General features: G+C 51.8%; 25 protein-coding genes. 5 read left to right on the top strand and 20 right to left on the bottom strand.

Annotation, left to right across the window (positions count from 1 at the left end; genetic code table 11):
- Positions 1 to 36 precede the first annotated feature (36 nt).
- Positions 37 to 108 (bottom strand): pyrroloquinoline quinone precursor peptide PqqA, encoded by a 72-nt coding sequence (pqqA, locus tag ACTS9Y_RS10095; protein WP_081624291.1) that lies wholly within the window; start codon positions 106 to 108, stop codon positions 37 to 39.
- Positions 109 to 241: 133 nt separating this feature from the next.
- On the opposite strand from pqqA, the gene ACTS9Y_RS10090 reads away from it, so the two are divergent.
- Positions 242 to 1,576, top strand: a complete 1,335-nt coding sequence (locus ACTS9Y_RS10090; protein ID WP_442585798.1) for a Y-family DNA polymerase — start codon at positions 242 to 244, stop codon at positions 1,574 to 1,576.
- Between the two features lie 53 nt (positions 1,577 to 1,629).
- Here ACTS9Y_RS10090 and ACTS9Y_RS10085 read toward each other — a convergent pair whose 3' ends face one another.
- Both ACTS9Y_RS10085 and ACTS9Y_RS10080 read right to left on the bottom strand, forming a co-directional pair.
- Complete coding sequence (locus ACTS9Y_RS10085; protein WP_442585797.1) at positions 1,630 to 1,923, bottom strand: DUF1330 domain-containing protein; 294 nt, start codon at positions 1,921 to 1,923, stop codon at positions 1,630 to 1,632.
- A complete protein-coding gene (locus ACTS9Y_RS10080) occupies positions 1,920 to 2,612 on the bottom strand; it encodes a type 1 glutamine amidotransferase domain-containing protein (protein WP_442585796.1) in 693 nt (230 codons plus the stop codon). Before ACTS9Y_RS10080 ends, ACTS9Y_RS10085 begins: the two co-directional genes overlap by 4 nt.
- Before the next feature lie 125 nt (positions 2,613 to 2,737).
- Here ACTS9Y_RS10080 and ACTS9Y_RS10075 point away from each other — a divergent pair, with 125 nt between their 5' ends.
- Positions 2,738 to 3,634, top strand: a complete 897-nt coding sequence (locus ACTS9Y_RS10075) for a LysR substrate-binding domain-containing protein (protein ID WP_442585795.1) — start codon at positions 2,738 to 2,740, stop codon at positions 3,632 to 3,634.
- A gap of 23 nt (positions 3,635 to 3,657) precedes the next feature.
- Here ACTS9Y_RS10075 and ACTS9Y_RS10070 read toward each other — a convergent pair whose 3' ends face one another.
- From ACTS9Y_RS10070 to ACTS9Y_RS09990, 17 genes are all read right to left on the bottom strand, one after another.
- Entirely contained in the window at positions 3,658 to 4,296 is a 639-nt protein-coding gene (locus ACTS9Y_RS10070) for a response regulator (RefSeq protein ID WP_442585794.1), read from the bottom strand.
- Complete coding sequence (locus ACTS9Y_RS10065; RefSeq protein ID WP_442585793.1) at positions 4,293 to 5,687, bottom strand: ATP-binding protein; 1,395 nt, start codon at positions 5,685 to 5,687, stop codon at positions 4,293 to 4,295. Before ACTS9Y_RS10065 ends, ACTS9Y_RS10070 begins: the two co-directional genes overlap by 4 nt.
- 230 nt (positions 5,688 to 5,917) lie before the next feature.
- Positions 5,918 to 6,880: a beta-propeller fold lactonase family protein gene (locus ACTS9Y_RS10060; protein ID WP_442585792.1), complete on the bottom strand. Its 963-nt coding sequence runs from the start codon at positions 6,878 to 6,880 to the stop codon at positions 5,918 to 5,920.
- A 226-nt stretch (positions 6,881 to 7,106) separates the two neighbouring features.
- Complete coding sequence (locus ACTS9Y_RS10055) at positions 7,107 to 8,105, bottom strand: YVTN family beta-propeller repeat protein (protein ID WP_442585791.1); 999 nt, start codon at positions 8,103 to 8,105, stop codon at positions 7,107 to 7,109.
- 132 nt (positions 8,106 to 8,237) lie between these two features.
- A complete protein-coding gene (locus tag ACTS9Y_RS10050) occupies positions 8,238 to 8,627 on the bottom strand; it encodes a thioredoxin family protein (protein ID WP_442585790.1) in 390 nt (129 codons plus the stop codon).
- Between the two features lie 3 nt (positions 8,628 to 8,630).
- A complete protein-coding gene (locus tag ACTS9Y_RS10045; RefSeq protein WP_442585789.1) occupies positions 8,631 to 9,008 on the bottom strand; it encodes a hypothetical protein in 378 nt (125 codons plus the stop codon).
- Between the two features lie 32 nt (positions 9,009 to 9,040).
- Positions 9,041 to 9,634: an SRPBCC family protein gene (locus ACTS9Y_RS10040; RefSeq protein ID WP_442585788.1), complete on the bottom strand. Its 594-nt coding sequence runs from the start codon at positions 9,632 to 9,634 to the stop codon at positions 9,041 to 9,043.
- Between the two features lie 30 nt (positions 9,635 to 9,664).
- Positions 9,665 to 10,759 carry a vWA domain-containing protein gene (locus ACTS9Y_RS10035; protein WP_442585787.1) on the bottom strand — a complete coding sequence of 365 codons (1,095 nt, stop codon included), beginning with the start codon at positions 10,757 to 10,759 and terminating at the stop codon, positions 9,665 to 9,667.
- Entirely contained in the window at positions 10,759 to 11,361 is a 603-nt protein-coding gene (locus ACTS9Y_RS10030; protein ID WP_442585786.1) for a hypothetical protein, read from the bottom strand. Before ACTS9Y_RS10030 ends, ACTS9Y_RS10035 begins: the two co-directional genes overlap by 1 nt.
- Positions 11,358 to 12,392, bottom strand: coding sequence for a vWA domain-containing protein (locus tag ACTS9Y_RS10025; protein WP_442585785.1), 1,035 nt, complete (start codon positions 12,390 to 12,392; stop codon positions 11,358 to 11,360). Before ACTS9Y_RS10025 ends, ACTS9Y_RS10030 begins: the two co-directional genes overlap by 4 nt.
- 2 nt (positions 12,393 to 12,394) lie before the next feature.
- Positions 12,395 to 13,324: a hypothetical protein gene (locus ACTS9Y_RS10020; RefSeq protein WP_442585784.1), complete on the bottom strand. Its 930-nt coding sequence runs from the start codon at positions 13,322 to 13,324 to the stop codon at positions 12,395 to 12,397.
- Positions 13,321 to 14,268 carry a DUF58 domain-containing protein gene (locus ACTS9Y_RS10015; protein ID WP_442585783.1) on the bottom strand — a complete coding sequence of 316 codons (948 nt, stop codon included), beginning with the start codon at positions 14,266 to 14,268 and terminating at the stop codon, positions 13,321 to 13,323. The genes ACTS9Y_RS10020 and ACTS9Y_RS10015 overlap by 4 nt, the downstream gene beginning before the upstream one ends.
- Positions 14,269 to 14,296: 28 nt before the next feature.
- On the bottom strand, positions 14,297 to 15,316 hold the full coding sequence (locus ACTS9Y_RS10010; RefSeq protein WP_442585782.1) for an AAA family ATPase: 1,020 nt from the start codon (positions 15,314 to 15,316) through the stop codon (positions 14,297 to 14,299).
- A gap of 271 nt (positions 15,317 to 15,587) precedes the next feature.
- Positions 15,588 to 15,863, bottom strand: coding sequence for a methanol dehydrogenase (locus ACTS9Y_RS10005; protein WP_442585781.1), 276 nt, complete (start codon positions 15,861 to 15,863; stop codon positions 15,588 to 15,590).
- 83 nt (positions 15,864 to 15,946) lie between these two features.
- The gene (moxG, locus tag ACTS9Y_RS10000) at positions 15,947 to 16,522 is read right to left on the bottom strand and encodes a cytochrome c(L), periplasmic (protein ID WP_442586939.1); all 576 of its coding nucleotides are present in this window, start codon (positions 16,520 to 16,522) and stop codon (positions 15,947 to 15,949) included.
- Positions 16,523 to 16,591: 69 nt separating this feature from the next.
- Entirely contained in the window at positions 16,592 to 17,434 is an 843-nt protein-coding gene (gene moxJ / locus ACTS9Y_RS09995) for a methanol oxidation system protein MoxJ (protein ID WP_442585780.1), read from the bottom strand.
- A 95-nt stretch (positions 17,435 to 17,529) separates the two neighbouring features.
- Positions 17,530 to 19,326: a methanol/ethanol family PQQ-dependent dehydrogenase gene (locus ACTS9Y_RS09990; RefSeq protein ID WP_442585779.1), complete on the bottom strand. Its 1,797-nt coding sequence runs from the start codon at positions 19,324 to 19,326 to the stop codon at positions 17,530 to 17,532.
- A 422-nt stretch (positions 19,327 to 19,748) separates the two neighbouring features.
- On the opposite strand from ACTS9Y_RS09990, the gene ACTS9Y_RS09985 reads away from it, so the two are divergent.
- The 3 genes from ACTS9Y_RS09985 to ACTS9Y_RS09975 are packed head-to-tail and all read left to right on the top strand — an operon-like array spanning position 19,749 to position 22,104.
- The gene (locus tag ACTS9Y_RS09985; RefSeq protein WP_442585778.1) at positions 19,749 to 21,119 is read left to right on the top strand and encodes a histidine kinase; all 1,371 of its coding nucleotides are present in this window, start codon (positions 19,749 to 19,751) and stop codon (positions 21,117 to 21,119) included.
- Positions 21,106 to 21,459, top strand: coding sequence for a hypothetical protein (locus ACTS9Y_RS09980; RefSeq protein WP_442585777.1), 354 nt, complete (start codon positions 21,106 to 21,108; stop codon positions 21,457 to 21,459). The genes ACTS9Y_RS09985 and ACTS9Y_RS09980 overlap by 14 nt, the downstream gene beginning before the upstream one ends.
- 12 nt (positions 21,460 to 21,471) lie before the next feature.
- A complete protein-coding gene (locus ACTS9Y_RS09975) occupies positions 21,472 to 22,104 on the top strand; it encodes a response regulator transcription factor (protein ID WP_379035294.1) in 633 nt (210 codons plus the stop codon).
- Positions 22,105 to 22,118 lie beyond the last annotated feature (14 nt).

Here is a 22,118-nt window from a genome sequence, read left to right as displayed (position 1 = left end):
GACATTGGCAACCGGTTTTCTTGATGACAGAACTGATTACTTGTTCATCACGTACATGGTTACTTCAAAGCCAAAACGCATTTCTGTAGCAGCTGGTTTAGTCCACATGTTGATCTCCTTGTTTGATTCACCGACCTGACCCAATGTCTGGCGGGTGTGAATGTATTATCGGCCTGGGGTTTAAAAAACATGCTATTGCAGATCATGAACAACCTTTAAAGAATTTCATGAAACACCCCTCATGCAAATAAATACATCAAACCTGGAACAGCCCTCAACACGCGCCATCGCCCTGGTGGACGTGAATAATTTTTATGTCAGCTGCGAGCGTGTGTTCGACCCGAAACTGCGTAACCGGCCCGTGGTTGTTTTAAGCAACAACGATGGCTGTGTGATTTCGCGCAGTGCAGAAGCGAAAGCATTAGATATTGCCATGGGCGCGCCCTGGTTTCAGATTCGCAAATTTCTTGAGCAAGAGAACGTGTTTGTTCTATCCTCAAATTATGCCTTGTATGCCGACATGAGCCAGCGCGTGATGTCGATTTTGCGGCGATTCAGTCCGTCCCAGGAAATCTACTCGATTGACGAATCGTTTTTGGATTTAAGCGGATTCACGCATGTTGACCTCACGGAGTATGCACAAAAGCTTAGGCAAACAGTGCTGCAGGGGACTGATCTGCCGGTATGCATCGGCATAGGCAGCAGCAAGACTCTGGCAAAAATGGCTAATCACTGTGCCAAACACCAGGCTGCTTTAAACGGCGTGTGTAATTTTAATGCAATGCCTGAAAGTGATGTAGATGCCAATTTGCGCGAAATTTCGGTGGGCAAGGTTTGGGGAATTGGCCGGGGATTATTCAAAAAAATGAATGACCTTGAGATTTTCACCGCTTATGACCTGAAGCGTAGCGAGGCCGCCACCATGCGCAAAAAATTCAGCGTCGTGCTGGAAAAAACCGTACGTGAACTCAATGGCACTACTTGCCTGGAACTGGAGCAGCTACGCGGCCCGCATCAGCAGATCCTCAGTACGCGCAGTTTTGGCCAGACTGTGCGTGACATGCAAACCTTGCAGGAAGCGGTCACCCTGTTGACCACGCGCGCAGGCGAAAAACTACGCCAGCGCCAGATGTTTGCCGGCAGTGTGTATGTCTACATCCGCACCAGCCCGTTTCGCGACAGCAAGCAACAATACGACAATGGTTTCAGCCTCCCCTTGCATACACCGACCAACAGCACCATGCGGCTGGTCGAGGCTGCATTTAAAGCACTCAAACAGATTTACCGGCCGGGCTATGATTACATGAAAGCCGGTGTTTCATTGGGGGATCTGGCGACAGCGCAGGCGCAGCAACAGGATATGTTTGAGACTTCCGGCACGCCTGACAAATCGGCGCGGCTGATGCAGACGATAGATCATATTAATCAAAAAATGGGCCGGGCCACTATTAAACTCGCCAGTGAAGGTGTGCAAAAATACAAACAGACAGAGATTAAACAACCCTGGCGGATGAAGCAGGAAATGATGAGCCCCCGCTATACCACGCATTGGGACGAACTACTGCAAGTCAATTAAGCTGATAGCTTCTCGATTCAGGCATGGCCTCTTTGCCTGACCTGGATGCAAGGTCAGGCATCCACCCCTTCGACAATAAATACCCGATATTGCGCCCCTTGATGTCGATGTTTGACTGCCGCCTGATATTCGGGACTGTGGTACCAGGCTTTAGCCGCTTCAGTGCTAGGAAAACGATGGATCAGGCACCCTTCAAATGATGGGCCTTCGAGGATATCCAGCGCGCCATATCTCGCCAGCGGCGTGACAGAATGCCCCTCGCGTGCGAGAGGCGCCTGGCTGGCATAGATATCCATTTCTGCCTGGTTGATGGTGTCTTCACGCATCATGACCACATACGCACTCATGATGATTGTGCTGCTTTTAAAAAGTGGCCTAGCGTCTCTGCAGCAAGCGCTGAAGAAGCCGGGTTTTGCCCCGTGATCAACAAGCCATCCTGCACTACATAAGGTTGCCAGTCAGCCAGTTTTGAGAAAAGACCGCCATGTTTGATCAGTTCATCTTCGACCAGGAAAGGCACCACATCGGTCAATTCCACTGCGGCTTCTTCAGAGTTGGTAAAACCGGTGACTTTTTTACCAGCGACTAAGGGACGACCATCCGCATTTTTGGCATGCCGCAATACGCCTGGTGCATGGCATACCAAAGCGACTGGCTTACCTGCCGCCAGCGTGGATTCAATCAGGCGTATGGAATCCTGGCTCTCGGCCAGATCCCAAAGCGGGCCATGGCCGCCTGGATAAAAGACGGCATCAAATGCCTGATGTGAAACCGAATCTAAAGGGACGGTATTCGCCAGAGCCTGGGTCGCTTCCGGGTCACTTTCAAAGCGTCTGGTATCGTCTGTTTGAAAGGCCGGCTCGTTACTTTTTGGGTCTAGCGGTGGTTGCCCGCCTTTGGGCGATGCCAGCGTTAACTGCGCACCCGCTTGCTTGAAAGCGTAATAAGGCGCGGCAAGCTCCTCCAGCCAGAAGCCGGTTTTACGGCCGGTATTACCCAAGGTGTCATGCGAGGTCAGTACAATGAGTATGTTCATATGATTGCTCCAGTCTTAAATTAATGAATGACTCTAGTTGTTTCGGTAGAGAAATAATGAACGCTTTGATTCCATTTATGAAATTTATTATGTATATTTTAGTTATTCATATTGCGAATAACTAAATGCGTTACGACCTCAACTTATTACGCGTGTTTCTGGCACTGATGGAAGAGCGCAGCGTCACCCGCGCTGCTGACCGGCTGGGCATTACGCAACCGGCATTGTCCAATTCACTCAACAGGCTGCGGGATATCCTGCATGACCCATTGTTTATCCGCGAACGCTATGGCATGCAACCAACGCCAAAAGCTGAAGAACTGGCCCCGGTGATCATGGAAGCGATTGGCCAGCTGGATGGTGTAGTGTTCGGCCAACAAGCGTTTGACCCGATGCAATCGAATATGTTGGTGACAATTGCACCAAACAGTTATGTGGAATATGTGCTGATTCCGGCCGTGGTGGCCAGGTTGCAAGCATTGGCACCAGGAATCAAATTACGGATCACGCCCTATGGAAACGATCTCGCCGAGACAGGCGTGATCTCGGGTACAACTTCACTGGTCATGGGCCGGTTTGTCGACCCGCCTGACAATCTGGTGGTCCAGCATTTAATGGATGACAGCCTGGCCTGTGTCGTCAGGACCGATCATCCGGACATTGGCGACAGCATGACAAAATCGCAATACGAAACAATGAAACATGTGAATGTCATGCCACCAGGGAAAATGCGCGCAGGTCTGTTCCAGGCCCTGGACCGTCATGGTTTGAAACGTGAGGTCGCAGTTTCAGTCACGCATTTTCTTTCGGTGCCGGAAGTCATTGCGACTACTGATTACTGTACTACCTTGCCCAGCCAGATATGTCGTCGCCTGCTGGGCGACACACGCCTGAAGATTCTGCCTACGCCGGTAGACCTGGGTACTTTCCCGATTGATATGGCGTGGCATGTGCGATACCGGCATGATCCCGCGCATCGCTGGCTACGGGCTATGATTGAAGAAGTGGCGCGCTCACTTTAGCGCCGGGGATGAAGCTGGCGAAATTACTCTGAATCAATCAGGCCGTGTTTCATGGCCAAACGCACCATCTCCACCGGGCTGTTGACCGACAACTTTTGCTTGATCAGCGTATAGTAGTTGGCGACGGTTTTCTGGCTGATTTTGAGCATGTCAGCCACTTCCTCCACCCGCTTGCCTTCAGCTAGTAAACGAAACACTTCAAATTCGCGTGAGGTCAGTTGTTGCAGCGGATTACTCTCACCTATCAGGGTTTGCAGCGCAACTTTTTGTGCCACGTCCTGGCTGAGGAAAGTGCGGCCTTTGGAGACATCAAGCACGGCTTGCAGCAAATCATCCGCCACCCCGGTTTTAGTGACATAACCTTTGACACCCGCCTTGAGTGCCTGTGCCGCAAACGACACGGCCTCGTGCATGGAGAAAATCACAATCTTGGCATGCGGATAGCGTTGCAAGATACGCTTGGCCGCTTCCAGCCCGCCCATGCCCGGCATGGAAATATCCATCAGCACGACGTCGGGAGAGACTTCGCCATAAATCTGATAAGCCATCTCGCCAGTATCTGCTTCAGCCACGATTTCGATTGATTTGTGGCTTTCTAGCAGCCGACGCAGGCCTGAACGCACGACAGTGTGATCATCGACTAAAACAACTTTAACGGTCATGGTGCGGTGCCTCTGAGTCTCTCTTCTTTAAACTGCGCTGTGTTATGAAAGCGTATTTCTATGCGTGTGCCCTGCCCGGGCGCACTGCTGATATTCATGGTACCCATTAATCCTTCGACCCTCTCCTGCATGCCTGCCAGGCCGTAACCACGGCTGGGGAGCGCGGCATCAAAGCCACGGCCATCATCTTCTACCCGCATATATAGGCCACCATCAGCATCTGTCACCGCGATCGTCACCCGGCTGGCCGCCGCGTGCTTGCTGATATTGGTCAGGCACTCTTGCAATATGCGGTAGACCGTTACTGCCACCGATTCATCCGGTTGCGAAAGATGGTTGGAAATCTCGTTGACCACCATGATATTGCGGTTCCTGTCATGCCAGTGGTGTATCAGCTCCGCCAGCGCCAGGCTCAGCCCCAGCTCATCCAGCACGCGTGGACGCAAGCGGGCCAGTAAATCCTGGATGGTAAACATCATTTGCCGGGTGATTTGTGCAATCGCTTTTGCGCTTTCGCGCGCAACCGTGAGTTTTTTAGCCGCCACCATGGCACTGGCATCGATATGCACGGCGGTCAAATACTGTCCGATCTCATCATGCAGGTCGCGCGCCAGCTTTTTACGCTCCTCTTCCTGCAAATGTATGATCTGTTGCGTCAGCCGGTGGTTATTACGTATGCTTTGCTCCAGCGTACTCGCCATGCGGTTAAATTTATCGCTAATCTCGCTGAGTTCAATCTGCTCAAAACTCGGCAGCCGGCTTTGATATTCGCCATGCTCAATCTGGTTCAAACCTTGAATAATCTGTTTGACCGGCTTGAAAGTGGCTCTCACCGTCCAGTACACAAACAGCAACACACTCAACCCGAACAAGCCTACAATCGCCAGCAGGCCGGAAGTATCCTCCCAGATTTCGCGCAACTCAAAACTGGGGTCAGGCGTGATCACCAGCTCACCTATTAACCGCCCGTTCAAAATAATATTCTTACGTTTGGGTTCATTCAGCACACTGGAGATATCCAGTAACTTTACAAACCAGGTTGGCGGGTCTTCACCAGCATGCTTCTCGCGTGTAGAGCGGTTAGACTCACGCAGATGACCGGTCGGGTCAAAAAAATCCACTTTTAAATGCCGGATATTGGTCAGTTCATCCAGACGAAAAATATTGATTTCGCCTTTTTCCCCGCGGTTAAGCCAGCCGAAATCCGTCATGTAGTGCGCGATTTCGGCATCCAGCAAATGGATCACCAGATTGGTCGTAGACTCGACTTCTGCCAGCACATCTTCCCGCGCGTTTTTAACCACAGAAACTGCCCAGGTGAGCAACAACCCAATCAATAACAGGGTAATAGTCAGATTGAGTTTGAACTGTAGACTGAAGGATTTCATCATGCTCAGAGGATTGTAAGGTTTATTCAGCAAAAACTTTCGGGAATTTTTCCCAATCCATGCGCAGGCATAATGAGAAAACCAGCTTATTATAGGACGGTAGTGCGAGAAGTGTAAGCTACCAGAGGCATGCGGCTAGCGCAGAAAACATCAGGATGCCAACCCGCTGGATCAAGCTGGCATAAAAAATAATGGCGCTAAAACCTAGGGATTCAGCGCCATCCCATTGAAACTTAATGTATCACCACACCCCAGGGCAAATTGCCCACCGGGATATCTTTGAGCTTTGTGTTGGTTGTGGTATTGATCACAGACACATTGTTGCTGCGGCCATTGGCGACATATAACTTCTTACCATTCCGGGTCAATGCCATATTCCATGGCCGTTGCCCAACGGCGATTGTCGCAATCACTTCGCGGCTGGCGCTATCGATCACACTTACATTATGATCACCACCATTGCTGACATAAATGCGGCTGCCATCAGCACTGACTTTCACGCCATTCGAGCGTAAGCCCACCTTGACATTGGCCTGTACTTTCCAGTCTGCGGTTGACACGATTTCCAGCAAGCTGGCAGCCTCATTCGCCACATATGCCCACTGGCCATCCGGGCTGAAACCAATGCCGCGCGGGTGCTTGGTGGCGGCAATCAGATGCTCGGACTTGAGCGATTTTAAATTGATGACATCGACGTCATTGCTCTCTTCATTGCTGGCCAGCAGCCACTGCTGGTCCGGAGAAAACATGCAATGCTCCGGGTTTTTACCTTGTGTCTTGATGGTGTGTTTCACCTTATTGGTTTGCAGATCCACCAGAGCGACGGCGTTTTCTTCTTCCAGGCAGGCTGCGAGTAATTTGCCATCCGGGGAGATATCTATGCCTTCCGGCTCATCCCCTACTTTAATCAAGGCCGTCTGCTTGTTTTGCACGGTATCGACAACCGACACCGCATTTTTATCACGCACCACCACATACAGTTTTTGATTGGTGGGGTGTATGGCCGCGGCCTGGACTTTTTTACCCAACCGGCCTTTGGCTGGCAACAGTTTCACTACCTCATCCGTCTGCGTATCAATGACAGATACGGTGCCATCTTTTTCATTAGGCACATAAGCAAATGGCTGGGAAAACACCGGAGAGCAGAAACAGGCGAAGAGAATAGCGATGAGGGTGTGTTGTCGTTTTTTTTGCATAATGCATCCTAAAAAAATCGGCCGGTTGCTGCAACAACCGGCCTGAACATGGAGATATACTTTATGCAAATCAATCAAATTTAAAATTTAAATTGATAGCTGCATCTTATGCGTTCAGGTTTTCAATCAATAGCGGCATGCTTCCCGATTTATCAGGGAAAAATTCCCGATTCCGCACTACTGTTTCAATGCTTTTGACCTGCTAGTTGCGCCAGTCATTACCGGCTTACTTTTGCTTATCAGGGACACTGCCGATAAACTGGCCGAATGCTCGCGGCTGTGAGCCAACAGCAATGGCAGGCTTTAACGTCAGGCTTTGGCCGTCAATCACCGCCAGCACATTGTCCATCCAGCTTGCCACCAGTACTTGTTGCCGTGCAGCATCGTAAGCGATGCCTTCCGGCGTTCCCGGCACGCGTATTTTGCGCATTACTTTATTGCTGTGCAGGTCAATCACGGTCACCGAATCTTCACCGGTATTGGTCACATATAAATACTTTCCCGTGCTGTCTGTGGTCGCGCAATAAGGGTGCTCACCAACTGCCAGCGTACTTACTACCTCGTGGCTCGCTATGTCTATCACACTGATGCTGTTTGAATACACATTCACTACGTACAATTGTTGACCATCCGGACTTAAACTCAGCCCGAATGGATGCTGCCCCACTTTGATCCGCTGCAACTCCTTGCGTGAGCGCGTATCAATCACACTGACATCATTGCTGTCGCGGTTAGCCACATACAAAATAGCATCACCATGCCCCAGCTGCATGCCACCAGGTGCGTGACCAACTTCTATTTGCGCCAGCACCTGGCCACTTTCGGCGCCCAGCACCAGCAAGTGATCGTGATACCAGTCAGCGACATAAACCTGATCACCCGTTTCGCCAACCGTGAGCCCGACTGGCGCAATCGGCAACGCCATCGTATTTGTGACTTGCTGGCGCCGCATATCAATCACAGATAGTGAATGGCCTTCTACATTGCTCACATACACCAATTGATTGCGGTGATCGACGGTGACACCCACCGGCGCTTTGCCGACTGCGATGGTGTTGACTACTTTCTGCTGCTGAAGATCAACCACAGATACCGTGTGCGCACCCTGGTTAGTGATATAGGCGTAGTCTGCCGCCTTTCCACAAATTGGCAGGCAAAGGCTAAGGCCACAAAAGAACAGCACTTTGAATGTCTGCGACACCGACTTTGCTAGCACTAGTTGCATATGAGAAGGATAGGCTGTTGTCTGCAGCAGGGCTTGAGAGGCCGTCCCGCAATGGGTCAGGAATTTTTCATCCCTGATTCGGGATAAATGTTCCACCAGAAAGAGGGATAAATCGTGCAATGCACTTTAATTTCAAGTGGCTGATTTTTGGTCAAAATGCGCTGAAAAAGCCGTCATATCAAACGCCTGCCACATTTGCACATGGTGCGTAAGTTCATGCGCATGCATGGCGCCACTGACCATATCGATGACCACACGGTCACGTACCACCATCAGGGCAGGCACCTGTGTCACGCGAAAGTTGGTAGCTAAATCTTTCGCCACATCAATATCTACCGTGGCAAACAGGACTTGCGGATGCTGCGCTGCCACCTCGGCAAACACTGCCGCAAACGGCTGACACGGTTCACACCACTTGGCGCTGAATGAAATCACAAGAAAATCATGCGCCGTCACACGTTGGTTAAACTGCAACTGACTGTCTATGGTCACTGGCGTATTGTGTATGGCTTCTGTCGTCATGGGTTAATCCTTTTGTATGGTGGAGCCCGCCACTGGCAGGCGTTTGATTAAACTCAGCGTCCAATGCTGGGGGCCTGCCAGGCTTTGTGAGCACCCCAGTTCTCTTTCCGGCATTTCAGAGGTCAGCACATGTTTGGTATGGTCCGCCGTTTGCACCTGCATAAACCAGCGATCTACCCAGACTTCTACCGGCTCTTCTGCCTCAGCCAGGGCTGCCTCGGTCAAGCGGACTGAAATCAGCTGGCCGCCATGTGCCAGGCACAGTGAATCATCGGTTTCCACCAACGCGACCAAGGCTTGCTGTTCAGCCGCATGGCCAGACTGACAGGCGGCCACGACAGTGAGTGCCAGCAAGCCACTTTTAAATGAACGCCATCTCATGGCAGACCTGGTTGATTTAAGCATCCTTTGGCTCAAGCACACACAGACATGCCCAGGCTTTTAAACACCGGGCGCATGGCTACGCAAATCTTTGTGCGCCAGCCAGTCTTGCCTGCTGCGGCATTCTGGCGGCCGTCTTTCAGCCCTTGCAGGCCTTCTTTGACAAACGCATCCACCGCGTTTTTAGCGGATTCATCATCCTGTCCTGCCGGTGGCTCATTGCCGGTAAAAGCTCGGTAGTAGCGGGCGGTCCAGGTCACTTTGGCATTAGCGCCGTCGGCTGCGACCTTGATTTTGCCATTCAGCGAGCTGACCGGCAGCGCTTCCAGATCGATATCGCCTGACAAGCGGTAAGAAACTGTCATGTCGCTTGCTGACACTTCATCAATCTCTTGCAGCAGCTGTTTGCCATTTTTAAGGGTGATTTTTTGCTGTTTATCATTCACCGCTACACATGCCGTCACTTGCGGATGCCACTGTGCGATACCACAAGCGGCGCTGACACGTTTCCACACGGCGTCTGCTGCTGCATTCACCTGAATGGATTCGTCGGTTTTTTGCGGTGTCGGGCCATGCGCCCAGACATTTGCACTCATTAATCCAATCAGTAATAAAGACCACTTCATTGTTGCTCCTTCTCTAAAAAACTAAACACGTTACTTACTTAAAATCTTTGATGACCGCATGGCCTGTCTGGCGCCAGACCAGCGTTGCACTACCCACTGAACCCAGGGGCTACCGGCAAATGTCAGTAGCAGGTACAGCAACCAGCACGCAATCGCTGGCAACGCCAGCCAGGGCCTGAGGTCTGTATCGGCCCAGCGCCAGGCCGTCATGCCCAGGCCTGTAGCCCAGCCGCTGCTTTGCGCAGATTGCTCCAGACGCACATAATTCAGGCCGGTGATATTCGCCAGACGTTGCAGATTCTGCTCATCTAGCGCAGAGAGATGCGCATTATTCAGCAGATCAGTCCCGGGGCCGTGACCGGCATTGCGGTCATGCTGGCCCTGTTCCATCGCCAGCACCGACAAAGTCTCGGCCATGCCGAAATTGCCGAACCGTTGCACCTCTTCCTGTTCCCAATAGCCAGAAACTGCATTCTTTTCATCCAGCTTGGGGATCTTGCTGGCGACCGGCTTGCCCATGCCGACCAGGTATCCCTGCACATCGCCCGGCTTACCGGCATAACCTGGCATATATTTCGGGTTTGCTGGCGGGGCCTGCTGGCCATCGGTAAAAAACATCACGCGTATCTGTTTGCCTAATTTCGGCGCCTGCTCCAACGCGTTGTACAGCCCATGTGCGATAAACGAATCTGCGGCCCAGGCCATACGCCAGTCCATGCTGGCAACGGTTTGATCCAGCGCGGCGAAATGGGCACAGACTTCAACTGGTTCCACCACATTTACCACATTGCGCTCGGTAAACATGCCCAATGCCACCTGCGAACCACAAGGCAAGGCCGATAAGCTTTTGCGTATACTTTGCTTGGCCATCTGCAAGCGGCTGATACTTTTGCCAGCCACCTGGTAATCGGGCACGTTCATACTTTGCGTGATATCCACCACGAAATACCAGTCATACACACGGTTAGGCAACATCAAATGTGGACGGAACAAAATAATGGTGAGCAATAAAAATGCTGCGATGAGACAGAATTTGCGCCAGGCATGCAGCCTGGAACCTTCACTAGGCAAAGCTCCCAACATTTGTTTAAAGCCACGCCATCCCTCAGAAAACCGCAACTGCATCAGGGCATGCCTCGCGGATTACCCGGCATGGCTGGCCAGCCGCTTGGTTCCTCTTCTGCCTTGATCTGCTCATCCTCATATTGCTGCGGGCCAGACATACCATGCGTGGTCGGGGCCAGCCGCAAAGCCAAATGGTAGTTATATTTCACTTCCGACCAGTCCGGCTCTACCCGTAATGCTTTTTGATAGCTTTCCTTCGCCAGGGCCACTAACGGGCCAGCCTCGTCCCAGGCGGGCAATCCACGCTGTTCCAGCAATCGGATCGCTGTACGCAGATAGATATTGCCCGAGTTAAAATAGGCTTGCTGGCGCAAAGGATCCCCTTCCGGCAACTTGCTGATAAGTGCGGCAAACTCAGACAGCGCCTGCTCAGGCTTGACCTGGTGATCGTAAAACAGCGCATTGGCGAACAATGCCTGCGGTGTCTGGTTCGCGCCCAGCAAGGTGTTTTCAACCAACACATGTGGTTGCAAACTGCTACGGTAGACCTCCGCCTGATAGATATCGATGACTTGCCTGATCAGCATCACCACTGAGATTAATATCAACAGCCCTGCCCACAGCACAGCACGCCGCAGGGCGCCTGCCAGTTTTTCATTCATGCCTGCCACCGTTTCAACTCCAATGCATACAAACAGATCAAACACACAGATGCCAGCCACGCCAGGCCATAGGCATACTGGCTCAAATCCTGCCGCGAGACGGGTTCCAGATATCTGGTCGGTTTATTTTTCAGTGTGGAAATATCGCGCACCGCGGCCATCACCGCCGCCGGATTTTCAGCTTCATAGACGCGATAAGGCACATTCAGGGTCTGGAAATATTCATGCAAAGCGTACTCAGGATAAGCATCAATATTTTCACCTTCTGCCAGACTCTGCTTCAGGCTGACGCCACTTTCAGAACGCAGGTAAATCCAGTACAGCGAGGCCTTCTGCCGCATAAACATGGCGCGCAGCATATCCTGCGTTTTGCCATCCAGGTGTGCACCGCCATCCGACACCAGTACCATGGCGCGAGCACCGGTCACTGGCTGGTCAGCAAAATAATCCAGTGCCATGCCCAGACCGCGCGCAACCGCAGTAAAGCCCATGCCGCCGGCCTCGGTGGCATCCAGTGCGGCCTGCACAAACGCCCTGTCATTACCCAACGGTGCCGCCAGGATAGGCGAGGTACTAAAAGTGACCATACCCATTAAATCATCATGCCCTTGCGCGACCAGTGTTTTCAGTACCTTGCGCGCCACTTCCATTTTCGGCACGCGCGCTTGCGCATCGTCACTTTTCTTCACAAACGGCTCGTTCATGCTGGCACTGCGATCCAGCACAATCATGACATGCGCGCCACGCCCTACTTTTTCGACGTATTGAGATTTCAGGTAAGGGCCGGTGAGTGCCAGGCTGAGCGCCAGTATCAACAGGCTGAGCGCCATTTTCCACACGCGATCGAGCCAAGCTGAAAGCGGGTCTTCAGGCAAGCCTTGCAACGCCGGGTGCGGGAAATTCATCTGCCCGCGTAACACCCATGGCAGTACGGCCAAAGGAAACAACAGCAACGGCCAGAAATCCGTGAGCGCCCAGTGCTCATTAAAGCCTGAAGCCTGCAATACCGCCTGTGCGCCCTCCTCCCACATGCTCAGGAAACCTCCATGTGGCTCAAGTTTTTGGCGAGCTGCGTTAATTCATTCAGTGATAAAGCGACTGGTTGCCCGGCAAAAAAAGTGTGTTGCACCTCCTGGTAAAAATGCTGCAACGCTTCGCGGTATGGCGTCAGCGCTGATTGGCTGGCAAGTAGCCTGGGTAGGTTTTCGGCGGTGACAGCGTAACCGGCAAATTGATCTAGGGCACGGCTCATCAGGCGCATGGCCTCCATACGCGCCTGGTTTTGGTCTTGCTTGAACTTGCGAATGCCACGCCACGCCTGCCTGAACGGCATGCGTTTCTCTTGTGGAAACTGAATCCAGCCCATATACCAAGCCATATAAACCAAACCTGACCCTAGCAAAAATAGCCAGCCAGCCAACTTCCACAACTGAGCAGAGAGCGGCCACTCGGGTAATGGTGCATCCGGGTAAAGTTTGACGTGCTCGGCATCAATACGCGCAGGCAGCAGGCTGGAAACAATGACCTTGTCAGCAGGCACATCAATGGTCAGGCGTTGCTGATCGCGTTTGAATTGCAGGTGCAGGCTCTTCAACGGCAGGGTTTTCACCGTATCGCCCGCCACAAATATTTGCCAGTCGATATCCAGCTGGATCAGACGCTCTGTTTTATTGTTGGTGTTTGTCCAGTGGGCTTCCCTGAGCTCTATGGCTTCATTTTGCGCAGGCGCCGGCAAACTGGCCGGATCGAGTTCAAAACCGGGTGGCACATGCAGTTTAATATGTTGCCTCGCGATGCTGCCCAGCGTGTAATCGGCTTCACGGGTATAACTCTCAGCACCCGGCTGAAAATGGCCATCTGCAGCATTGGCGCCCTGCATACAAGCCAGCCACAGCAGGCCAACCACGAGTTTCACCACTTTTTTTTGTGTTTGCCCATGCATTAAATACACCCCCATAGTCATGACATGGTCTCCATCAGATGACGACTTACTTCTTCGGCACGCCAGCCCGGGGTCAACCACAAGGGTGAGCGCGTGCCTGCTTTTAAAAATCGTGCATCGAGTGCCTGTTTTTGCTGTTCGGCATGGCTGGCGATTTGCTGATGTAACCTACGCCGCAACATCCAGCTACGCTCTGCGCCGGTTTCCATATCCCGCAGGCGCGCCCAGCCAAAAGTGGGTAAGCCAGCAGTGGCGGCACGGTCGCGTAACACAACAGGAATCACATCGTGATGCTGTGCGGCTTGCAGGGTTTGTTGCAACAAAGCATCGGGCCAGTAAAAATCAGACAGCAGGAATACCAGCGCACGCTGCGGGCCTAGCGACATGAGCGTTTCGGGCATGGCGTTGGCACTGCGGCCATCTGAATGATTAAATGATGCCTGTTGCCAGAAGCGCGTGATTTGTTGCGCCACTGCCTGCGCCGTGCCGGGCTGAAAACTGGGTAGCACTTGCCAGGCTGCTTGCTCGTGATCATCCGCCGCGCGCATTCCGAAAGCATCGCCCTGGCGGTTGGCAGACCAGGCCAGGGATGACACAAACTCTGTCACCTGCTGGCGCATATTAGCCTCACCCTCAAAGAACATGGAGCTGGAGACATCGACAATGGCATACACACGCACGGCGGCACGCTCCAGGTATGTTCTCACCAGCCATTGCCTGGGCACGGTACGCACACTGGCGCGGATATCGATGCGTTTCGGGTCCGGGCAAGCCAGTAGCGAGGCAAAACCGGCAAAGTCGCTACCATTGCCATGGTGCGTGGTCAGGGTTGCCCCGGCATGGTAGGTTTTGGAGCGCCAGTTGATATTGTAAAAAAACTGGCTGGGCTCAAACACTGCGTGCACGCTTGTAGAGGATGAGGTCATCTCGGAGGCATTCACCGGAGGTGCTGACAAAGTAGCCATAAGGATTAAGAAAAAACTGCCACCAGACTTAAGGGGCAGACACCTTGTCCAAAACCGCTTGCAACAGCAAAGGGGCCAGTCGCGCATGTTGCAGGGCATAAGCGCCATTGAAAAAGACTCTATGGGTCATCACAAATGGCCACACGGCACGGATATCATCCGGCGTTAAATAATCACGGCCTTCTATCCAGGCACGGGTACGCGCGCTGCGCATCAACATGGCGGTTCCGCGCGGGCTGGCGCCACCAGCCAGCAAGCGCGACATATCCACATCGGGCAACTGGATACCGGCGGCTACCGGGTCTTTCAGCGCACGCCATAAATCGACGGCATACTCCTGCAAGGCGATTTCGGCCCTGACTGAGTCCTGTATGGTTTCCGCAACCAGGTTTAACTGGTCATAAGGCGTTAATCCGGAAGGCAATGTAGCGATCAGTGCATCCACATCGTAGAAGCGGGTATCGAACATCAATGCCCGTTGCAGCTCACGCGCATCTGGCGCCTGCACCGAGATCTCCATCAGGAAACGGTCACGTGCGGCGGCCGGGATTTCAAAGGTTTCTTCACGTTCGAGGCGGTTGCGGTCAGCAAACACGGTCAGGTGCGGGAAACGGTATTCGCGGTTAAATGCATTGACCGAGCGCTCAGCCATCAAGCGCAAAAACAAGGCATGTGCCTGCGGACGGGCGCGGTTGATCTCGTTAAAGAAAAACACTGCCAGGGCTTCATCATGCTGCAATAACGGGCCAGGTTTAACGGCTGCCTGGCCTTGCTCATTGATATAGGCATGATAGAGAAAGTCGCTGGGCATCAGGTCAATGGCGCCCTCTATGCGTTGATAGCCACCACCCAATAATTGGGCCGCAGCACGCAACAGCGTGGTTTTACCAACACCGACATCACCCTCCAGCAACACGTGGCCACGTGAAAAGATCGCAATGGTCAGTGCACGCGTTTGTTCCGGCATGCCCACCACTACGGTGTTGAGGGCTTGCTCAAAGGCCAGGGCACGCTCACGCCAGGCGGGTAATTCAATTTTATTTTCCATACACAATCCATGATTCAGGATGAAGCAGACCATTGTCGACTGCGCACAATCGACACCGGTTTGCTACATAACACAGGGGGATGAAACTGACCTCTAAAACGATCCCAGTTTCCTGGGAAAACACTGAATAATTGGCTACACGAACACATTGCAACGTTGCGCGTTACTCGAAACCCTCATGCGATTAACATTTAGGATTTCTAGATTGCGTGCGCTTGCACTTTGCCCGTTCACTCAACTACCCAGCATTTCCTTTTGGGGGGAATTAAGATTACTTCACGTCAAACACGAAATTGCCGTTGGCTTTTGCATTCGCAATACGTTTTGCATTGCGTGCATCCATCAATTTGATGGATTCCTCCTGCTTGTTGAGTTCTACCGGATCATGTTTTGGGTCATATTTGGAACCCGCAATTTTTTCCGGATAGCCAGGTTTGGCTTCCCAGCAGTTTCCTGGCTCTTTACAACTTTGACCGTCGTAAGCCAGAGCCTGATTTGACACCGCAAACACACTGGCGACAGCCAGCAATGCCAATACGTGTTTCATCACTTTCTCCTTAATCACAAATTAGCTGGTGTATTGTTTTCGATTAACGGATTGCCCACCAGCCTAACAATCCGATAATGGGTTTAACCGTGCGGGGCTGCGCCACCGTTTTTGAAGTTTTCATCTGCCTGATGACGGATCCAGGCGATCACATGCAAAATCTCGTCTATGGTCATACGGCCCTGTTGCGGGCCCATCATGCCGGCAGCGCCGCCATAAATGGTCTCAAAAATACCTTTATCGGTTTCATTCTTGGGGTAAGTCCAGTAATCGTCAGCCAGTGCAGGCCCTAACTTACCTTCAGCCAGGTGACCATGGCAGCCGGAACACGCGGTAGAAAAAATGGTATAGCCTTTCTTTACCTCTTCCGCATTGCCGCTGTAGGGGTTTTCACCAGTGGCCATGAAATGCTTGGCTTCAGGGGTAAAGGTTTCATCTTCCATAGGTGAAAGATCCAGCACATCGCCCGACAGCGTCCCGCGGAACTCAATCGCAGGGCCATCCTTGAGGACGACTTTGGCCGGTGCAGTTTTGCTGCTACCCGCTGCTTGCGCAGGAGTGTCATCCTTGGCGCAGGCCACAGTGAAGAAAGTCGCCATGACCAGGCCAGAGATACCAAACACCATAGCCAGCTGTTGTTTCACACGACGCAATGGCATGGCATGCGGCTGAGATTGTTGAGATTCTTTCAATTCAAACTCCAAAAACTAATTAATCAAGATTGCGATTTACTGAAGGTTCAGCAGAGGAATACCTTCCTCTTTGAGGATGGCGGTGATTTCTGCCTCATGTTTGCTGATGACGCCGTTCAGGGCTTCTACCAGCTCAGGGTGCTTTTTGTTGACGCCCATCACCACGTTGTAATGCATGGGGATTTTTTCACCATTGGTTTTTTTGGCGTTATCTTCCACATTCACCATTTTCAATGGCACTTCCGAGGCACGCACATAACGCGCAGCTTCAGGCGCCCACAACATCGCCATATGCAGATGCATATTGGCCACATCATTCACCAGGCGGGAAGGCTCGACATGCACATAACGGTTACGTGTCGACTGGAAATTCTGGATCTCGGTGAAGTAATCAAACATGTCATCAAAGCGGTTAATCTGCAGCAACATGTTTTTACCCGGGCTATCCGGCATCACGCCGATGCGGAAGTTCTTTTCCTTGAGGTAAGGGTGATCCCAGGAAGTCACATCGATTTCGCGATCGACACGGGTGACAAACACATAGGCAGAACGGTAATAAGGTTTGGTGACCAGCACGCGCGGGTCATTAGGGTCAGTGCCTATCAGCACATCACATTTCCCTTCTTCCATGTCCTTTTGCAGGGTTAACGGGTTGGTCCACCAGAAATAATTGACGGGCACATTCAATGTTTTGCCAATGAGCGCGGCGATTTTGTTTTCAAAGCCTTGTTTCTGGTCATTGGAAAAAGGTAATTCGGATTTACCGGCACAGATATTCAGTGCATCGGCAGCAAGTGTGGGCAACGCAAACACACTTAATGTCAGGGACAAGCAGACGCTCAACCAGGTACGACTATTTTTTTTAACTTCAGCAAACATTTGTTCTCTTCTCCATTAGAGAGAACAGGATGACCGGCCATCCTTGCGTCTGACGGCCATCCTGTACACTACATCAACAGGTTTACTGTATGAAATTACAGGCTAAACACCATCAGGCCACCGCCCATTTGTGTGTGGTTTTGCAGTTCTTTGAACGCACCAACCGCACCCAAACCAGCGCTAGGGTCTGTCAGGTCAAACACCAGACCAACACCTGGCCAGCCGCCTACACCATACATGCTGCCAACGTACTGTTTACCCTTGAAGGAGTAAGTCATAGGAGATCCGATACCACCGGATGGCATCTTGAAGTTCCACAGCTCTTTACCGTCTTTGTTATCCAAAGCTTTCAGGTAACCGTCAAGTGTTGCGTACCAGACCAGACCGCCTTTGGTGTACAAAGTACCGCCCCAGGCTGCGAACTTCTCCCACTTGGTCCATTTTGCTTTACCAGTGGTCAAGTCAAACGCACGGATCTGACCCATTTCTTTCTTGGTCGGGCCGTTAGGTCCTGGGTACATCGCCAGCGTTGCACCAACGAAGAACTGACCTGCACGGTATGGCAGCATGAACGGCTCCCAATCCATACAAATGTGGTTCAGACCTGCGTACAAGGTACGGCTTTCAGGATCGTAAGAGTCAACACCCTGGTTGTGGAAGCCCATCGCTGATGGACAAATGTTGGTACCTTTGTGGTCCATACGCGTTGCAAATTCAGGATCACGTACTGGCGTACCGGTTTTCAGGTCCACTTTTTTGAACACGTTCACCGCCGGATCCACTTTTTCAGCAACGATCAGGTTGCCGTTTTCACGGTTCAATGTGTACAAAATACCGTTACGGTCGATGTGGCTCAGCAGCGGAGTCACTTTGCCGTTGACTGGTTGATCAGTCAGCACCATCTGGTTCACACCAGCAAAATCCCACTCATCGTGAGGCGTTTTTTGGTAACCCCATTTAGCCATACCGGTGTCCAGATCGCGGCCCCAGATCGTCATGGTCCACTTGTTGTCGCCAGGACGCATGGTTTCGTTCCATGGAGCCGGGTTGCCAGAACCATAGTAGAACAGGTTCAATTTAGGATCGTATGCATACCAACCCCAGTTTGTACCGCCACCGATTTTCCAGGCATCGCCTTCCCAGGTTTTTGTACCCAGGCCGAATTGACCGTAGTGTGGATTGTCTTTGTTGAAGTCTTTAGCCAGACGTACAGAGTCATCAGAACCGGTCGCGAATGCACGCCATTTCAGCTCACCTGTTTTCAGGTCAAAGGCGTTTACTGCACCACGTACACCCAGCTCAGCACCTGAACAACCCATGAGAATGGTGTCTTTAGCCACAAACGGTGCTTGTGTCAGGGTAGAACCCACTTTTGGATCACATACTTCCACTTCCCAATTGATCTTGCCGGATTTAGCATCCAGCGCCAGCAAGTGGCCGTTCGCTGTTTTCTTGACGATCTGACCAGCGCCGTATGCCAGGCCGCGGTCAACCACGTCACAGCACATCACAGCTTTGGTAGAAGCATCTTGCTTAGGCTTGTGTTGCCAAACGATTTTGCCTGGATCGTTCAGATTCAGAGCGTATGTATTGTTTGGGAAAGCGGAGTGGATGTACATCATGTCGCCGATGACCAATGGCGCACCTTCGTGACCATTCAGTACACCGGTGGAGAATGACCACGCAGCTTTTACATTTTTAACGTTGGATTTGTTAATTTGAGCCAATGGGCTGTTGTGCTGGCTATAATAGCCACCAGTTGCGATTGGCCATGCGCCAGGAGTATTCACCTGCTTGTCCAAATCTGCATCTGCCATGGCCAGGCCAGAAAAGCTTGCAAACAAGCCCCCGACCAAAGCGCCTAAAATGGCACTAGATGATGTTACTTTCATACTATCTCCTAATCTCTCAAGAATGAGTTTCACGTGGTGTTGCGACATCCCCCCGAATGCCGCACTGCACGACCTGAATTGTTAATAATTTGTAACAAAGGCAATAGATGAATGATTCCCTATCATTGCTTCAACAATTCATTCATGCAGACCGGCCATTAACGGGAATTTTTCACGGGGCAGTTGAATGGGATGTGGTCTATAGTGGCGCTACGTTTAGTGTCACTAATGTGAAAGCGGCGCTACGTTAAGTGTCGCTGATAAAAGTAGCGTTACATAAGTGCCACTAATGAAAGTCGCGCTGAGCTTAAGTACCGCTATCTTTAAGTAGCGCTGAATTAGCGGGGTCGGTGATGCCTGCCCCAACCTAGGCTTCCTGAAGCATTGCGTCATTCATACATCCTTACTAACTGGTCCACCCTGTGATTGCTGTTATTCAAAAATTTGGCAAGTTAAGCCGCCCTGGTCAGGACACGCTCATTGTGATGACGGGCGTGGCGCTGACCTTTGCGCTGTCATCCGAGTTTGACTTGGCTGAGCATGTCACGGCCTGGTTATTGACGTATGAATATGCGCAGCTGGATGAAGTCCCGCTCACACTATTTGTATTTGTATTGTTCAGCGCCTGGTTCAGCCAGCGCCGCATCCGTGAAATACATGCCGAAATTGAGCGTCGCCAGTTAACTGAAGCGCAATTAATGAGTAGCCAGCAGCTGTATAAAACCTTGTTCGATGGTGACCTGACCGGAAACGTGGTGCTGGATACGAATGGCAATATCGGCATGCACAACCGCGCCTTTGACCGTATCTGCCGGCCACAGAACAACGACCGCAATGCCAGAAGATTATTTGATTTCGACTGGCCCGAGTTTGTGACCCAACTTCAACACCATCAGGAAATCAATTTCAACAAACTGCACATCTGCAGGCCGGATGGGCTACCCTGCTATGTCGGCGCGAGGTTTGTCTATGTGCCTGCCGAAAAAAACAACACCAGCGCGCAGATACATGGCTACCTGGTGGATATGACAGAACAATGCCTGGTGGAACTGGACCTGGAGCGCACCCTGAAAGAAAACCGTGTACTCGCACGCCATGCCATGCAGGTGCAAGAGCAGGAGCGCAAATATATCGCCAGCGAGATTCATGATGAAACCGGCCAGTATTTAACCGCCATCCGCATGGACGCGCTGGCATTACAGAAAAGCACGCCTGCCCAGGCTAATGTGATCGCGGTGAGGATCGCGTCCAATACACAACATGTACAACAATCCATACGCGTATTGATCAAACATCTGCGGCCACCGGCGCTGGACTCTCTGGGCCTGATCGGTGCCGTAGAAAGACTGATCAATGACTGGCAAAAACTCAACCCGCAGGTGGAATGCCATGTACAGCTGGATACCAGTGACTATGTATTGAATGAAGACATCAATATTGTGGCGTTTCGCGTCGTGCAAGAGGCTCTAACCAATATCACCCGCCATGCACAGGCCAGCGAGGTATGGGTTGATATCCACATCATCAAGCGACAAGGCGCGTCATTGCTGCAAATTGAGATACGCGACAATGGCCTGGGCATGGACACCACGCAAGCTACCGAAGGCGTAGGGCTGGTAGGCATGCGCGAGCGCATTGAATCCCAACAAGGCAGCTTCAAACTGATGAGTGGTTTGCAAGCGGGCACCATGATTACCGGACTGATCCCATTACAGGAGCAGCAGCGAAAGATACTGCCGCAGCCATCCCCTTCACCCTCAGCATCAGGAGTAAATGATTATGCAACATCCTAAATGGTTAGCCTTGGTCGCACTGGCCTTCCCTTTGATCGTTTCGGCCAAGGATTTACAGACCGAAGAGCGGCTTTTCCTCGATGCTTACAGTGGAAAATCGCGCGACTATGTAGAAGAGAACTTAGGCAAACCTGTCAAAAAGGAAAGCGCCATCAAACCCCAAAATGCCGACCAGATTCTGCAGGAAAAAGGACAGGCAGTGTCAGGCAATGGCGACAATGTAGAGATGTGGTATTACCGCGGCAAAATACAATACGCGCCGAAAAAGTATTTCAACACCGCCGAACTGACATTTGCCAATGACAAATGTGTGAATATCACTTTTGCGAACAAGAAGTAAGGAAACAGGTGTATGGCAAAAGTAATGATTGCTGATGACCACGCCATGCTCAGACAAGGTCTACGCACATTGCTTGAGCAGGCTAACCATCAGGTGACCACCGATGCACTCAATGGTGAAGAAGCCTGTTTGCTGGTGGAAAAACACCATCCTGAACTGCTGATACTGGATCTGGACATGCCAGGCATAGGCGGGCTGGAGACACTCAAACGCATTTTGCATCGCAAGCCGCAAATGCGCGTGCTGGTGTTCAGTATGCATGACGATTGCATATACGCTACGCGCGCCATCCAGGCCGGTGCGCGCGGCTATGTGACCAAAACTGAACCGCCGGAAGTGGTGATGGAAGCCGTGCAGAAAATACTGCGTGGCGGGCGGTTTATCAATAATGAACTGGCACAGAATCTTTCCATGTATCACCTGGAAAGCCAGGAAAACCCTATCCAGAAACTTTCACCGCGTGAATTCGAAGTGTTTCGCCGCATTGCCCAGGGCGAGGCCTTGGCGGCGATCGCCAAAGGCATGCACATAGGCTACAAAACGGTGGCCAATATCCAGACCAGCGTACGCCAGAAACTGGGGGTGGAAACCACCGGCCAGCTAGTGCATATCGCAGTGCGCTTTGGCATTATCAAAGGGCTTTAACGCAAGTCACTGGA

It is taken from the genome of Methylophilus sp. (assembly GCF_052173275.1).
Taxonomy (GTDB): domain Bacteria; phylum Pseudomonadota; class Gammaproteobacteria; order Burkholderiales; family Methylophilaceae; genus Methylophilus.
The sequence above is the reverse complement of the archived record's forward strand: the minus strand, read 5'-3'. Positions and strand labels throughout refer to the sequence as shown.